Annotated in this window: 14 protein-coding genes; 4 read left to right on the forward strand and 10 right to left on the reverse strand. The window is 70.6% G+C overall.

Annotation, left to right across the window (positions count from 1 at the left end; translation table 11 throughout):
* Positions 1-118: 118 nt before the first annotated feature.
* Positions 119-673, reverse strand: a complete 555-nt coding sequence (locus HHX30_RS32495; RefSeq protein ID WP_169986847.1) for a TetR/AcrR family transcriptional regulator — start codon at positions 671-673, stop codon at positions 119-121.
* Between the two features lie 43 nt (positions 674-716).
* Between HHX30_RS32495 and HHX30_RS32500 the strand changes: the two genes are divergently transcribed.
* Both HHX30_RS32500 and HHX30_RS32505 read left to right on the forward strand, forming a co-directional pair.
* The gene (locus tag HHX30_RS32500) at positions 717-1,877 is read left to right on the forward strand and encodes a serine hydrolase (RefSeq protein ID WP_169986849.1); all 1,161 of its coding nucleotides are present in this window, start codon (positions 717-719) and stop codon (positions 1,875-1,877) included.
* Positions 1,878-1,938: 61 nt separating this feature from the next.
* Entirely contained in the window at positions 1,939-2,184 is a 246-nt protein-coding gene (locus HHX30_RS32505) for a hypothetical protein (protein WP_169986851.1), read from the forward strand.
* Between the two features lie 251 nt (positions 2,185-2,435).
* On the opposite strand, the gene HHX30_RS32510 is transcribed toward HHX30_RS32505, so the two are convergent.
* From HHX30_RS32510 to HHX30_RS32525, 4 genes are all read right to left on the reverse strand, one after another.
* On the reverse strand, positions 2,436-2,816 hold the full coding sequence (locus tag HHX30_RS32510) for a PLDc N-terminal domain-containing protein (RefSeq protein ID WP_169986853.1): 381 nt from the start codon (positions 2,814-2,816) through the stop codon (positions 2,436-2,438).
* Between the two features lie 280 nt (positions 2,817-3,096).
* Positions 3,097-3,318: a hypothetical protein gene (locus HHX30_RS32515; RefSeq protein WP_169986855.1), complete on the reverse strand. Its 222-nt coding sequence runs from the start codon at positions 3,316-3,318 to the stop codon at positions 3,097-3,099.
* A 99-nt stretch (positions 3,319-3,417) separates the two neighbouring features.
* Positions 3,418-3,987 (reverse strand): hypothetical protein, encoded by a 570-nt coding sequence (locus HHX30_RS32520; protein WP_169986856.1) that lies wholly within the window; start codon positions 3,985-3,987, stop codon positions 3,418-3,420.
* 264 nt (positions 3,988-4,251) lie between these two features.
* Complete coding sequence (locus HHX30_RS32525; protein ID WP_169986858.1) at positions 4,252-4,668, reverse strand: hypothetical protein; 417 nt, start codon at positions 4,666-4,668, stop codon at positions 4,252-4,254.
* A gap of 413 nt (positions 4,669-5,081) precedes the next feature.
* On the opposite strand from HHX30_RS32525, the gene HHX30_RS32530 reads away from it, so the two are divergent.
* Together HHX30_RS32530 and HHX30_RS32535 are read left to right on the forward strand one after the other, a co-directional pair.
* Positions 5,082-5,378 (forward strand): hypothetical protein, encoded by a 297-nt coding sequence (locus tag HHX30_RS32530; protein WP_169986860.1) that lies wholly within the window; start codon positions 5,082-5,084, stop codon positions 5,376-5,378.
* A gap of 187 nt (positions 5,379-5,565) precedes the next feature.
* Positions 5,566-7,221 (forward strand): class I adenylate-forming enzyme family protein, encoded by a 1,656-nt coding sequence (locus HHX30_RS32535; RefSeq protein WP_211592920.1) that lies wholly within the window; start codon positions 5,566-5,568, stop codon positions 7,219-7,221.
* A gap of 69 nt (positions 7,222-7,290) precedes the next feature.
* Here the strand turns inward: HHX30_RS32535 and HHX30_RS32540 are convergent, their stop codons facing one another.
* The 5 genes from HHX30_RS32540 to HHX30_RS32560 all read right to left on the reverse strand — a co-directional run bounded on the left by HHX30_RS32540 (position 7,291) and on the right by HHX30_RS32560 (position 13,991).
* Entirely contained in the window at positions 7,291-8,919 is a 1,629-nt protein-coding gene (locus HHX30_RS32540; RefSeq protein WP_169986862.1) for a beta-1,3-glucanase family protein, read from the reverse strand.
* A 157-nt stretch (positions 8,920-9,076) separates the two neighbouring features.
* Positions 9,077-9,706 (reverse strand): PaaI family thioesterase, encoded by a 630-nt coding sequence (locus HHX30_RS32545; protein ID WP_169986864.1) that lies wholly within the window; start codon positions 9,704-9,706, stop codon positions 9,077-9,079.
* Positions 9,703-10,572: a MaoC/PaaZ C-terminal domain-containing protein gene (locus HHX30_RS32550; RefSeq protein WP_169986866.1), complete on the reverse strand. Its 870-nt coding sequence runs from the start codon at positions 10,570-10,572 to the stop codon at positions 9,703-9,705. Before HHX30_RS32550 ends, HHX30_RS32545 begins: the two co-directional genes overlap by 4 nt.
* A 3-nt stretch (positions 10,573-10,575) precedes the next feature.
* Entirely contained in the window at positions 10,576-11,793 is a 1,218-nt protein-coding gene (locus HHX30_RS32555) for a lipid-transfer protein (RefSeq protein ID WP_169986867.1), read from the reverse strand.
* Complete coding sequence (locus tag HHX30_RS32560; protein ID WP_169986869.1) at positions 11,790-13,991, reverse strand: acyl-CoA dehydrogenase; 2,202 nt, start codon at positions 13,989-13,991, stop codon at positions 11,790-11,792. The genes HHX30_RS32555 and HHX30_RS32560 overlap by 4 nt, the downstream gene beginning before the upstream one ends.
* Position 13,992 lies beyond the last annotated feature (1 nt).

The following is a 13,992-nucleotide window of genomic DNA, read 5'->3' on the forward strand; positions in this document are numbered from 1 at the left end:
GACCACGACGCTCCAAGCATGGCAGCTGCGCCCCGAGCAGCTTCTCTACCCCTGGCAGACCGACGACCCCCAGTAGCCACACCAGGCGAGGCGACAACAACTCATCCACAGATCTTGACTATTGCTCGCCGTTCAGCGCAGGCAGGCCCTGACGCACGAGTTCGAGCAGGATTTCAAAGTCGATGTCACGCTGGTCGGGCGGTACGTCGTGGAACCGGCCGCCGGCCTCGCTTGCCAGGAATCCGAGGGCGACCGTAGAGACGAGACGTTCACCACGATCCAGGTCTTCAGCCGAAACACCACAGTCGAGCAGCGCGCCACGGATCCGCGCGCGCAGAAGCAGACTGCCACTTGTGATCGCGGGCCGCTGCAGGAGCAGAGGAAACACATGCGGGTGCCGTTCCGCGGCCGCGCGTAGCCCATGAGCAAGCGCCTCGAGCAGTGGCCATCCGGAGAGACGACTGCCGGGGTCCGAGAGCTCACTCAACACGGCTTCGACCAGGAGATCGAGCAGGTGCTCCTTATCGTCGACGTGCCGGTAGAGCGCCATCGGCGTGACGCCGACTCGTCCGGCGACCGCAGCCATCGTTACCGCACCGAGACCTTGTTCGTCGGCGATCGAGAGCGCGCCGGCTATCACGTCGTCGCGTGTGAACCGTGAGTGACGTGGCATCGGGAACCTCCTCCGCCATAACTATATGGCATATAGTTATGGCGTGAAGCGAACAGCAAGAATCTGCCTGCTCTCCCTCTCCGCTGCTGTGATGGTCGCGGTGACGGCGGTGGTCGTCCTTTCCGGCGGAGACACTGCCTTCGCATGGCGGGTCATCCGCCATGGCGAGTCCAGCACAGACGACATCCGCTGGAAGCAGCACGCGATTCTCCCTGCGGATGATCCGAAGCCCTGGGTGGGTTCAGATCAATGCGACGACGTGCGACGGGTGGCCGGCGCGAGCCTCGATGATGTCTTGATTCCAGGCGGCGCAACCCAGCTCGTAGTAGTCCGACATGGACAGCTCATATGCCAGTGGTCTGCCCCGGGCCACGGGCTCGACGAACCACGGCCCGTGTTCTCGATCAGCAAGACGATCAGCGCACTGTTGCTATCGAGGGCTGCTGAGGCAGGGAAGATGGCCTGGGATGACCCGATCACGAAGTGGGTTCCAGAACTCAACGAACGAGACGCCCGGTTCGCGCGGATCACCCTCAGCGATTTGGTGGACATGCGATCCGGGATCGATTTTCAAGTGGTCGCCAGGTTCCCATGGTTCAACCAGGACGCCCCACGCGTCTACTACGCCAGCGACCTGAGGACCGCCAGCATCAACGACCCTCGCATCACCTCCGAGCCTGGCCTCTTCACATACAACGACTGGGCGCCCAACCTGCTCGGCATCGCATACCAGCGCGCAACCGGGAACCTCATGACCGGGCCGGGCGCAGAAGCCCTGTGGTCAGGGATCGGCGCTCAGAACCCAGCATGGTGGCTCGTCGACAGCCACGGCTTCCCCTGGCACGAGAGCGGATTCGTCGCATCCGCCCCCGACATCGCCCGAATCGGCCAGCTTCTCCTCGACGAACCGAACAGCGACTTCGCACGCCGCAGCGCGGCTGCGCTCAACACACCGGTGGTCTCGGACGCTACAGGTGCCCCGCCCCGCTACGGCCGCATTCCCATGGGCTACGGAAACGGTTTCTGGATCCTGCACGACACGCCTCAGCCTGCATACGCTGCACTCGGTTACCACGGAGAAGTGATGGTCGCCGATCCGAGCACGGATACAGTCATCGTGCGACTCGGGAACTCCGGTTACGAAAACCTCGCCTCGGAACCCCAGATCGCCGCCCAACTAGAACATTGGGCTCGAAAACTTTGACCTCCCTGCTCGCTGGCCCCGTCAACAACCTGGCCAGCAACAATTAGGTCCACTCGCCTGAGTGATGTGGTTACACGCGGACGAGCAGCGTCACCTACAACAGCTGCGCGACCATCTCGGCGAACTCCTCCGGGGACACGATTCGCACGACGAGGGATTCGGGCTCCGCCCGCTGGACCCCGCGGTCTCTCCCGCGACGACCAGCGAGGTCTTCGCCGAAACGCTGGACGACGCCCGGCCCCCGGCCTGTTCGATGAGCTCGTTCCTCTGTTCCGCGTACAGCCGCGTCGTCTCGGCAGAAGCGTGACCCGGACTTGGACCGGGACCTGACCCGCCACCTGACTTCCGGCTTCTACGGCGTCCAGCTCACCGCTGCCGTCGCGCCGGACATCAAGTCGGGCGACCACCTGCCGGAAGCCGCGCTGCAGCCTCTCCCCGAGGCGCGCGACCGTGCTTTCGAGATCTCCGCGGACGTCCTCGCGCTGCCCGGCAACCGGTCCGTGCCCGGCTTCACCTCGCTGACGTTGGGCCGGATCGGGCTCGCACCACAGCCCGCCACTACTGGTCCTGGTTCTTCTCCGCCCGACGCTGCTGTTCGCGGTGGGCGCGGCGCTGCTCCTCGGCCCGCTCCCGGCAGCGGCGGAGGAACTCCTCGTCGTCGTCCGGGTTGGAGGGGACGAACCGGCCCGGCCGGTCGTACTCGGGGAAGCGCCCGGTGTTGCCCTTGTACGGCAGCCCGCCGGGCCGCGTCACGGTCTGCGGCCGGCCTGCGACCAGCCACAGGATCGACCCGACCTCGGGGAGGAACAAGACGATCAGGATCCACAACCCTTTGGGCAGGTTCCGGCAGTCCTCCTCCGCCGCGACGATCACGTCGAACAGGCAGAAGATCCATAAGGCGAGCAGAACCAGACCGAACCCGCCGTAGATGAGGGGCATCCCGAATCCTCCCAGTTTCAGACGCGCAGAGCGTAGTGGATCCGATCTTCGTCTGATGGGACTTTGCCGGTAGGTGATCTTTTCGATATGGCGCCGGCCGCCGGCTCTGGCGACTCGCGGCGCAAGTGAAATCCCGCGCGGCGCCCTGCTGCCCGACACCCTCACCACGCCGGTCGAATGCGATTTGGGCCAGCACGCTGCTGACACCCTGCACGACAGGCCGTGTGCGCGAAGTACCGCTCAGCTTGCGCTCAGCGCCGCACCACCGGCCCCAACGGGTTCAGGCGCTTTCGCGGCGCCGCCAACGTGCCAGGATGCGCTGGTCCTGCTCAGCCTCGTCTCCCTGCCACAGCTCAGATTCCCGCTGGGCGTAGGGCAGCCATTGCGGGTATTCCGGGTCGTCCGGGCGGACCTCGCGGGTGCCGTCGACTTTGGTGCCGTTAGGCAGAGTGGTCGCGGTCGGCACGCGGAGCACACCGCCGGGCAGCATTATCACGCTCATCGCCGCGCCTCTCCGTTCGAACAGCCGTTACCATGGCCGCTCCGCCAGCATAACCGCAACGTTTGCCCGCCTACCATCACAGGCCTTCCCCGAGCGCCGTCATCCGATGCCGTAGCGACCCGACAGCCAGTGATAGGCGCGTTCGGCCGACGCCTCGTCCCCGCCGAAAAGCCGGATCAGGCGGGTGACCTTCCTGATGAGCGTGCACGCGAAGGCCTCGGCGAACAACTCGCCGGCATCTTCCCGGTAGGGCCGTATCAGGCGGTCTCGGCAGCTGTCCTGCACGTGCTGCCAGAACTCCTCGCGTGAGGGGTATCCGTCCATGTGATCGCAGGCATGACCCAACTCGTGGCCGCACACGCTGACACTCGTCGACGGGACGGTACCGATCCCGATGCGCCGGGTGTTGGGATCGTAGACCCCCGGAGTCAGGTCCCATGAGGCGTCCTGGACGGGCAGTCGCAGGCTTCGCAGGGACTCGAACCCGGGCAGGTCCGGCACCGAGCCGTAGCCCAGGTAGACGCCCCCGGTGAGGTGGGCCGCCAGGTGGACCGCGAGGGCGTGAGGCACTGCGGCCAGCGTCATCACGGCGAGGAGCAGCTCGGCGTCGGGGAAGGTGTCCGGACTCCAGCCGCGTGTCAGCCGCTCCTCCAGGGGCCCGACGTGCATCCACCCGGGGCGTCCCCGATTCTGGCCGGCCAATCGCGAACCCTCCGCCTTCCGCTACAAGATCAGGTACAAACTCTAGCCAGGGCCCGGGCGACGGGGGACGGCGTCACTCTGACGGACGCCGGCCGGCATAGCGGGGGCATCGGGTTCTGTGCGGCTAGGCATCCTTAGGCGGAGCCAGGCAGATCGGCCGATAGATCCCGGCTGAAGGACCGCGGTCAAGCCGTGGTTTCCCGCCGACCGGTGTGATCACCGTGGCAACGACTACTGAGCCCGGTCTCGTCCGGCAGACCGCGATCGGTGACGACCAACTCGTCCGCCAGGGACGCTCACCCGGCCGTGATCGAACTCCAGCACAAGCCCGATCTCCGCGTCGAGGTGTCGATCCACGATGTGCCTCACCGCTCGGATCGATTGGCCGAGGAAGCCGCTCATCGGGAAGGCCTGCGGGGCGGAGGCGACGACGACCCGGCCGCACTCGTCCATGTCGTAGTCGCCGTGTGGTTGATCGAGGGCCAGTTCGACCGAATCGTCCGGCGCTGTGTGGAAGCGGACGGAGCCCAGGCCGCTCACGTGAAGCCACATGTGCACCAGCGAGGGCTCGTCAGCGCTCGAGTGCTCGTGCAACGACAGCGTCACCTGTTCAAGCCGCCGGCCAACGAGCTCATCAGCGGAGATCACCCCGTCATGGTGTCACGGACGTCGAGGCCGCCGCATGCAGGTGTGGGCGGATGTAGGCGTGCCGGGCGGCGGCTTCGTCACTGACGCCGAGACGACACCGAGGACAAGGAGCAGAGCCCGGCCGGACTGTTGTCGAGTCCAACGGCCGAGGCCGGAGCGCCGTCCCGCTGATGGCTCGCTCCGGCGGGGCTCCGACCTGCCGCGGAGGATCCATCGAGGAGGAGACGGTGTCGCCGGCCTTCTTCGCACCGGTGGCCAGCCCCGTGATGACCCGCCCCCGCCGCGCCTGCGGCAGGACCCGCGGCGGCGCCGGCCTTCGCAGCCGACGCCCCGGACCCGCCGGACGCGGCGGCCGCTGCGGAGGAAGGGCCTGCACCGGTCGGGGGCGGCATCGCCGAGGACATGAACCGGGCGTGCTCGACCGCGCTCGCCCCCCGCCGTCGCCGCCGCCGAAACCACCGGAACCGGACCGGCCCCCGCGGAAGGCGCGACCGCGACCGCTCCCCCCCACGGCCGTACCGAGCAGACCACCGTCCGAGGCCGCCTCGCTGACGCTGCCGCTCGCCCAGGTGAAGAACTTCGGCAACGCGGGCAGCGCCAGGATCGGCATGACGACCATCGCGAAGCCCATCAACGTCGCCCGGGCTTCGGAGACCTTCCCCAGCATGGTGAAGGCCGTCGCGCACACCATGGCGGCTGCGGGCTTCTAGAAGATCAACGCGAGCATCCAGCCGGTCACTCGGCGTCTCAGTGAGCGGCACGCCGGACGGCGACGGCCGTCCACCCGTCCCGGTGACCGGGAGTCCCGGCGTGCCGCGCCCGGCCTATGCTCACAATTCTCGCCACGGACTGACTCCGGCTCGCGGTGCATCCCGGCGTGAAGGGGAACTGATAGGCATGTCGACAGATCCGAGGCTCGCGGCGGCGGCGGTGATGGCCGGCCTCACCGGTCCCGGCGGGGTGTTCGAGCTCGCCGAGGAGGAGGTCCTCGGCACGCGCATGACGGTCTTCAAGAACCGGCACCGCGATCTCGGCGAGGTGCTCACCGCCTCCGCGGCGTACGGCGACCGCGACTACGTCGTGACGGCGGACGAGCGGCTGAGCTTCGCCGAGCACGCGCGCCGGGTGGCCGCGCTCGCCGCCGCGCTGCGCGAGGAGCACGGCGTGCGCCCCGGCGACCGGGTCGCGATCAACGCGGCCAACCACCCGGGCTGGATCGTCTCGTTCTGGGCGGCGGTGGCCGCCGGGGCCATCGCGGTCGCGTACAACGCGTGGTGGTCACGCGGGGAGGTCGAGTACGCCCTCGGCCACACCGAGCCGAAGGTGCTCATCGCCGATGCCAAGCGGGCCGCGCTCGCCCCGGCGGGGACGACGGTCCTGACCCTGGAGGAGGACCTCCCCCGGCTCGTCGAGCGGTACGCGGGCGCCCCGCTGTCCCCGCACGCCGCCGCCGAGGACGACCCGGCGGTCATCATCTACACGAGCGGCACCTCGGGCCGTCCCAAGGGCGCGGTCCACACGCACCGCAACCTCACGTCCGTCGTCGAGTACCACCGGATGAACGACGCCCTCGGTAAGGCGTTCGGCGACCCCACGGACCCCGCGGACCGGCGCTACCTGCTGGCGCTGCCGTTGTTCCACATCGCGAGCCTGCACAATCTCGCGGTGCCCCGCCTCGCGACCGGCAGCGCCGTCGTGATGCACCTGGGCGCGTTCGACGTCGACCGGGTGCTGCGGCTCATCGAGCGGGAGCGGGTCACCAACTGGGGCGCGGTGCCGACGATGGCCAACCGGCTGATCGAGCACGGCGACCTGTCGGGCTACGACCTGTCCTCGCTGACCGCCTTCGCGCTGGCCTCGGCGCCGTCCTCCCCCGCGTTCAAGGAGCGGCTGCGCCAGGCGTTCCCGGTCGCCCGGCAGTCCCTGGTGGACAGCTACGGCCTGACCGAGTCGTCCACCGCGATCGCCGTCGCCACCCCGATGGACCTGCAGGAGGCGCCCGGCACGCTGGGCCGTCCGATCGCGACCGTACGGCTGGAGATCCGCGACCCCGAGGGCAAGGCGCTGCCGGAGGGCGAGGAGGGCGAGGTCTGCGTCCGCAGCCCGTTCAACATGCTCGGCTACTGGCGTGACCCGGAGGCGACCGCGCAGGCCATCCGGGAGGACCGGTGGCTGCACACCGGCGACATCGGGGTGATCGAGGACGGGCGGCTGCGCCTGAGCACCCGCCGCTCCGACCTGATCATCCGGGGCGGGGAGAACGTCTACCCCGCCGAGATCGAGAACGCGCTGGCCGAGCACCCGGCGGTGGTGGAGTGCGTCGTGCTCGGCGCCCCGCACTCCGACCTCGGCCAGGAGGTCGTGGCCGTGGTCGTCACGGCGGCCGGGCGGGACGTGGGCGAGGACGACCTGCGGGCGTATCTGCGGGACCGGCTCGCCTACTTCAAGGTGCCGTCGCGGTGGCGGATCACGACCGAGGCGCTGCCTCGCAACGCCACCGGCAAGGTGCTCCGTCAGGAGGTCAAGCGCGAGCTCGGCATCGCCGGCTCCTGAGCCGCGGGACGGGCGACCGGCCCGGCGGTGCGAGGGCGCGCCGCCGGGCCGGTCTGTCACTCTGCTGTCTCACCGCATGACGAAGCGCTGTGCCGCGGTGCCGTTGCAGTCGTAGATCTGCAGGCGGGTGCCGTTGCCGGTCGCGCCGCCGGGCGAGTCGACGCACCGGCCCGACTGCGGGTTCTGGATCGACCCGTCGGACAGCCGCACCCAGTTCTGGGCACCGGTGTTGTTGCAGTCGTAAAGCTGCAGCGGAGTGCCGTTGGCGGTGCCGCCCGACCGCACGTCGAGGCAGCGGCCGAGGGTGCGCAGCGTCTGCCCGCTCCAGGTCCAGAACTGGTCCTTCGCGTAGGACTGGCAGTCCCACAGCTGCACCGCCGTGCCGTTGCCGCCCGTGTCGTCGCCCGCCACGTCGACGCACTTGCCGCCGGGGCCGATGATGTTCGCGCCGCCCGGGCCGCCCGTGCCCCCGCCGAATCTCCCGATCGTCATCCCGGCCGACGACGGGTTGGGCTGGTCGATCGTCGGGGCGAACCCGCCGACGTCGTCGTAGGAGAAGCCGTAGGCCAGGCCGTTCAGCGAGTTGGCGTGGATCGTCTTGCTGAACAGGTTCGACGCGGACTGCCCGTAGAACCTCGTCGCGTCCGTCGTCGGCTGGGTGTCGTACATGACCCGGCCGGCCGTCGAGAGCGTCGCGCGGTTGAGCGCGGCGCACACCCGCGCGCCGACCGCGAGGATGGCCGCCTGGTCGGGCTGGTTCGGCGGTTGCATGCCGCCGGAGCACGCGAAGACGTCGCTCGTGGCCGGTCTGGTGAGCGTGCCGATGACGGCGCCGGACGCGTTCCTGAACGTCCAGTTCGTGCCGCTGGTGGTGCCGGTGAAGGTGCCCAGCGACGTCTGCACGGTCAGCGGACGCGTCGCGTAGTAGGACCAGACCCCGTTCACGTAGGAGTCGAGGTACGTCGAGGGGAACAGGCCCTTGGCGATGGCGTGCACGGGCGCGAGCACGCGCAGCGGGAGACCGTCGGAGGCCCTCGTCGTCGTCAGGGCCGACCACGGCGACCCCAGGCCGGCGAACGCGTTGAGTATGCCGGTGCGGTTGCCGGCGATGCCCTGCGTCTGGGTGCCGCCCGAGGCGTCGGTGACGCTGACCGTCACCGGGATGCTGAACATGTCGACCGTGGTCGAGTTGATGAAGATGCCCGTGCCGCCGTTGCTGGTCCGGGCGAACTCGGTCCAGTCGTAGAGGATGCCGGCGTTCGGGTCGCTGTCGACCCAGGGCGCGGGCTCGACCAGTCCGTTCGTGGTCAGGAAGAACCGCAGCTTCGCGCCCATGGACAGGTAGACGCGGCCGCCGGACAGGTTCGGCGGCAGCGTGATGGTCGTGCTGGCGCCGTTTCCCGGCCCGGGGATCGCGATGTCCGGCGCGGGGACCGGCCCGTTGGGGATCGACGAGGGGAAGGAGTACGCGCGCCACGTTCCCGCGGCGTCCACGTATCCCTGCTGACCGGTGGCCGAGTTGCGCGCGACGACGTAGACGTACGTCGCGTCGCCCCGGCCGGAGTTGTTGGTGATCGTGAATGGCAACCGCGTGACGGCGGCGTCCGCCGCCCGCTGCCCGGCGGCGAGGACCACTACCTGGGTCAGCAGGACGACGGCGAGTAGGGCTCGCCGCCATCGCCGCAACGACATGTGCATCTCTCGGCTCCTCTGGGGGGTGCGAAGACAAGCCATGAGAGCGCTCTCAGAAAAGTAACTTTACTGTTAACTGACCGCTCGTCAATACCTTCTGACGCCTGTCTATCGCCGCGAGAAGCCGAAGCCGTTCGAGAGAGCGTTTCCTCGATCGGCGTGATCAGCGGGGCCGGTCGAGCTGCTTGTCGATGAACAGGCCCTCTGCGCTGACGCACACCTGCCCGCCCGCGCTGATCGACCCCGTGGTGTGGATCTTGCGCCCGTCCACCGAGGTCTGCCGCCCGGTGACCGTCAGCGGCTCGAACAGCGGGGTGACCCGGTGGTAGCGCAGCGTCAGCGTGCCCGTCATTCCCGAGGTCCCCGCCCAGGCGTTCGCGACGCCCAGCGTGTGGTCGAGCAGCAGCGCCGACACGCCGCCGTGCACGCACCCGGGAGGTCCCTGGTACGGCATGCCCAGCACGACCGTGCCCTCGATCGAGCCGTCGTCCTTGCCGTACAGGCGCAGCGGCGGGGCGATCGCGTTCTCCGGCCCTGTCACCGGGTCGTGCCGGGTCACGCCCTCCCCCCGCCACATGTCGACCATGCGCTCGCCCACCGTGGGGGCGTGCGCCTGCAGGTGGTCGGCCACGGCGTTCAGCTGCTCGGCGACCTGGGTCATCTCGACCGCCGACAGGTCGCCGGAGTGGAGCAGCGCGTCGATCACGCGGCGGGCCGCGGCGACCGCCGCGTCCACGCCCTCGTTGTTCGGGGTCGCCGTCAGCTCGGTACGGTCGATCCGCGTCTCCGTCATGAAATCTCCGCTGTCGCGTGGGTGAGCACGGCGGCGTCGCCGCGCTCCGGGCAGGTGGACCGGAACACCAGCCGGTCGCCCTCACGCCACACGCTGGTCCGGATCGTCTCACCGGGGAACAGCACCCCGGCGAAGCGTACCGACAGCCCGGTCAGCCCGGTCACCTCGCCCCCGAGGACGCCGTCCACGATCGCCTTGGCCACGATGCCGTACGACGCGAGGCCGTGCAGGATCGGGCGGTCGAAGCCGGCCGCCCGCGCGAACCCGGGGTCCGCGTGCAGCGGGTTGAGGTCGCCGTTGAGCCGGTACAGCAGCGCCTGCCCGGGGGTGGTCGGCGAGTCGAGCACGAAGTCGGGCGCACGGTCCGGCGCCGCCCAAGGGGTCTCCGGTCCCGGCTCGCCGCCGAAGCCGCCCTCGCCCCGCGCCCAGATCCGCATGGTCGTGGTCCACAGCGGGCAGCCCTCGCCGTCCGTCGCGGACTGCTCCATCTCGATCACCGCGGCCTTGCCCTTGTCCCAGACGTTCGCGACGCGGGAGGACACGACGGCCCGCCCGGCGGCGGGCAGCGGCCGGTGCACGGTGAGCGTCTGCCCGGCGTGCAGGATCCTGCGCAGGTCGATGTCGATCCCGGGCATGCTCATCGCCGCCGGCGGCCGGTCGCCGGAGGAGACGCCCTGTCCGGCGACCATGGCGAAGGTGGGCAGCACGCGCAGCCCGCGCTCGTAGGTGTAGGACAGCTCGGGATCGGAGGCCGCGTCCGCCCCCGCTCCCAGGCTGAGGTGATAGAGCAGCACGTCCCTGCCGGTCCAGGCGATCTCCCGGGTCGCCGGCGGCGCCCCGAGCGCCGTGCCGAGGTCGATCGGCATGTCTCAGCCCTCCTCGTCGTCTCGACGGCCTTCGGCAGGGCCGCGGTAGAGGGTCACGACACAGGCGCCGCCGAGACCCAGGTTGTGCTGCAGCCCGACCCGCGCGCCCTCGACCTGGCGCGGACCGGCCTCGCCGCGCAGCTGCCAGGTCAGCTCGGCGCACTGCGCGAGTCCGGTGGCGCCCAGCGGGTGTCCCTTGGAGATCAGGCCGCCGGAGGGATTGACAACCCAGCGCCCGCCGTACGTGGTCGCGCCCGACTCGGCGAGCTTGCCGCCCTCGCCCTCGGGACACATGCCGAGGCCCTCGTACGTGAGGATCTCGTTGATCGAGAAGCAGTCGTGCAGCTCGATCACGTCCACGTCCTCGATGCCCAGCCCGGCCTCGGCGAACACCCGGTCCTTGGCGGCACGGGTCATGGCGGGGCCGACGAGGGCGATGTCCGAGCCGCCCGCGAACGCCTCGGCGGTGTCGGTGGTGAGGGCCTGGGCGACGATCTCGACGGCGCGGCCGGTGAGCCCGTGCTCCCGGGCGTACCGCTCGCTCACGACGACGGCGGCCGCGGCGCCGTCGGAGGTGGGCGAGCACTGCGACCGGGTCAGCGGCGCGTGGATGGACTTGTCCGCGAGAACCTGCTCGAGCGTGTACTCGTCGCGGAACTGCGCGTACGGGTTGTTCACCGAGTGCCGGTGGTTCTTCACCGCGACCGCGGCGATCTGCTCGGCCGTCGTGCCGTACCGCTCCATGTGCTCGCGGGCGGCGTTGCCGAAGAACTGGGCGGTCATCGGCGCGTTCGCCCAGCCGCGGCCCGCGGCCGGCACGGCGAGGTGCCGGTCCACGATCGTGACCTTGGGCATGCCGCCCGGCGGGTTGAGCGCCTCCTTCGTCATCTTCTCGAAGCCGACGGCGAGCGCCACGTCCACGAGGCCGGCCTGGACCCACTCCCGTGCCAGCATCAGCGCGGTCGAGCCGGTGGCGCAGTTGTTGTTGACGTTGACGATCGGGATGCCGGTCAGGCCCACGTCGTACAGGGCGCGCTGCCCGGCGGTGGAGGGCGCGAACACGTATCCGACCGCGGCGCGCCGCACGGCGTCGTAGCCGATCCCGGCGTCAGCGAGCGCCGCGCCGACCGCCTCGGCCACCATGTCCGGGTACTCCCAGTCGCGGGTCTCGATCTTCTCGAACTTCGTCATGCCGACGCCCGCGACGAACGCCCTGCTCATGACTTCACCTCCGGGTCGCGGGGCAGGCCGAGCAGGCGCTCCCCGATGATGTTGAGCTGCACGTCGGTGGTGCCCCCTGCGATGGACATGCAGCGGGAGCTGAGGAAGCGCAGCGTGGGGTCGGACCACCGGTCCATGCCCTCGCCGGTCAGCGACTCCGGGCCGATCCAGTCCATGGCGGTCTCCCAGACCTCCTGGACGTGCTCGACGCCGATCAGCTTGGCGACGCTGGACTCCGCGCCGGGCTGCTGCCCGGTCAGCGACCGCAGCGTGGTCCGCAGCGCGAACAGGGCGCCGGACTGGGCGTCGCAGAGGATGCCGCCGAGCCGGGTCAGCCGCTCGTCGTCCATCTCGTCCGGGCGTGCCGCGGCGATGTCGAGCAGCGCCTCGCCGCCGCTGCCGAGGGAAGAGTCGTGCGACAACGACACCCGTTCGTTGGCCAGCGTCGTACGGGCCAGCTTCCAGCCGTCCCCGGGCCGCGCCACGATCATGTCGTCGGGGACGAACACGTCGTCGAGGAAGACCTCGTTGAACAGCGCCTCGCCGGTCAGCTCGCGCAGCGGCCGGATGTCGATGCCGGGACTGGACATGTCGAGGAGGAAGTACGACAGGCCCTTGTGCTTGGGGGCGTCCGGGTCGGTGCGGGCGAGCAGGATGCCCCACTGCGCCTCGCGGGCCATCGACGTCCAGACCTTCTGGCCGTTGATCTTCCAGCCGCCCTCGACCTTCTCGGCGCGGGTGCTCAGCGCGGCCAGGTCGGAGCCCGCGCCGGGCTCGCTGAACAGCTGGCACCACACCAGGTCGCCGCGCAGCGTCGGCGGCAGGAACCGTCCCTGCTGCTCGGGGCTGCCGTGCGCGATCAGGGTCGGCACCACCCAGGCGCCGATGACCATCTCGGCGGCGCGGAGGCCACCGGCCCGCATCTCCTCGGCGACGACGAGCTGCGTGACCGCGTCGGCGCCCTTGCCCCAGGGCGCGGGCAGGTGCGGCGCGGTGTAGCCGTGCTCGGCCAGGTACCTCAGCCGGTCCCGGCCGGCGAGGTCGAGCGCGGGCCGCAGCTCCGCGCGCACCTCCGCGCGGATCCGCTCGGCCTCCGGCGGCAGCTCGACGCCGAGCTCGCGGCGCACGCCGTCCAGCGTGAGCCGGGCCACCCTGCGGCGCCACCACGAGCCCGATCCGAGCGTGATGCGCAGCGTCTGCGCCCGGCGCAGGTACAGACCGGCGTCGTGCTCCCAGGTGAAGCCGATGCCGCCCAGCGTCTGGATGCAGTCCTTGGTGACGGAGAAGGCCGCCTCCGGGCTGGTCGCCCCCGCGACCGCCGCCGCGAGCGACGCCTCACCGTGAGCGCCGGCCTCGTCGAGGGCCCGCGCCGCGTCCCAGGCGCACACCCTGGCCTGCTCGGCCCGGGTCAGCATGCGGGCGCAGCGGTGCTTGACGCCCTGGAACTGGCCGATCGGACGGCCGAACTGGTGGCGCACCTTGGCGTACTCGGCGGCGGTGACCGTCGCCCAGTCGGCCAGGCCGGACGCCTCGGCCGCGAACAGCGCGGCGGCCAGGTCGAGCACCGCGCCGTCGGCGAGGCCGTCCAGCACGTCGGCCGCCGGCACGGCGACGCCGTCCGCCCGGACCCGCGACGGGCGGCGGGTGAGGTCGTGACCTGGCAGGTCCTCGGTCGTCTCGACCGCCTCGCGCGGCAGCACGACCCAGGCCGTGCGGGTCCCGTCGGCCGCGGGCAGCACGAACACGTCGGCGACGTGGCCGCCGAGGACCGGTTCGGACACGCCGGAGACCGTACCGCTCCCGTCCGCACCGCGGGTGAGCGTGAGCCCGCCCGGGCGCAGGCCGACCGCGCCGACCGTCGTGCCGCTCGCCAGGCCTTCCAGCAGGGCGCCGTGCCCGGCGCGGTGCAGCACCGCGCCGGCGAGAACCGTGGGCAGGAACGGCCCGGGGACCATCGCCCGGCCCAGCTCCTCCAGCACGACGGCGAGTTCGAGCAGCCCGGAGCCCGCGCCGCCGGCCTCCTCGGGCAGGTGCAGCCCGAGCAGGCCCTGCTCGGCCAGCAGCGGCCAGAACTTCGGCAGCTCCTCGTGCGCGGCGTCCACCGCGCCGCGCACCACGGCGGACGTGACGTGCCGCGTGGCGAAGGCGCGTACGGCGTCGCGCAGGTCGCGCTGCTCGTCGGTCAGTCCGATCGACATG

The sequence above is a fragment of the Microbispora sp. H10836 genome, assembly GCF_012999525.1.
Taxonomy (GTDB): domain Bacteria; phylum Actinomycetota; class Actinomycetes; order Streptosporangiales; family Streptosporangiaceae; genus Microbispora.

Excerpts from the sequence above, each read along its gene's own strand:
- HHX30_RS32515 (WP_169986855.1), bottom strand. The coding sequence starts at position 3,318 with ATGAGCGTGATAATGCTGCCCGGCGGTGTGCTCCGCGTGCCGACCGCG.
- HHX30_RS32540 (WP_169986862.1), bottom strand. The coding sequence starts at position 8,919 with ATGCACATGTCGTTGCGGCGATGGCGGCGAGCCCTACTCGCCGTCGTC.
- HHX30_RS32535 (WP_211592920.1), top strand. The coding sequence starts at position 5,566 with ATGTCGACAGATCCGAGGCTCGCGGCGGCGGCGGTGATGGCCGGCCTC.
- HHX30_RS32555 (WP_169986867.1), bottom strand. The coding sequence starts at position 11,793 with ATGAGCAGGGCGTTCGTCGCGGGCGTCGGCATGACGAAGTTCGAGAAG.
- HHX30_RS32510 (WP_169986853.1), bottom strand. The coding sequence starts at position 2,816 with ATGCCCCTCATCTACGGCGGGTTCGGTCTGGTTCTGCTCGCCTTATGG.
- HHX30_RS32495 (WP_169986847.1), bottom strand. The coding sequence starts at position 673 with ATGCCACGTCACTCACGGTTCACACGCGACGACGTGATAGCCGGCGCG.
- HHX30_RS32545 (WP_169986864.1), bottom strand. The coding sequence starts at position 9,706 with ATGACGGAGACGCGGATCGACCGTACCGAGCTGACGGCGACCCCGAAC.
- HHX30_RS32560 (WP_169986869.1), bottom strand. The coding sequence starts at position 13,991 with ATGTCGATCGGACTGACCGACGAGCAGCGCGACCTGCGCGACGCCGTA.
- HHX30_RS32520 (WP_169986856.1), bottom strand. The coding sequence starts at position 3,987 with ATGCACGTCGGGCCCCTGGAGGAGCGGCTGACACGCGGCTGGAGTCCG.
- HHX30_RS32550 (WP_169986866.1), bottom strand. The coding sequence starts at position 10,572 with ATGCCGATCGACCTCGGCACGGCGCTCGGGGCGCCGCCGGCGACCCGG.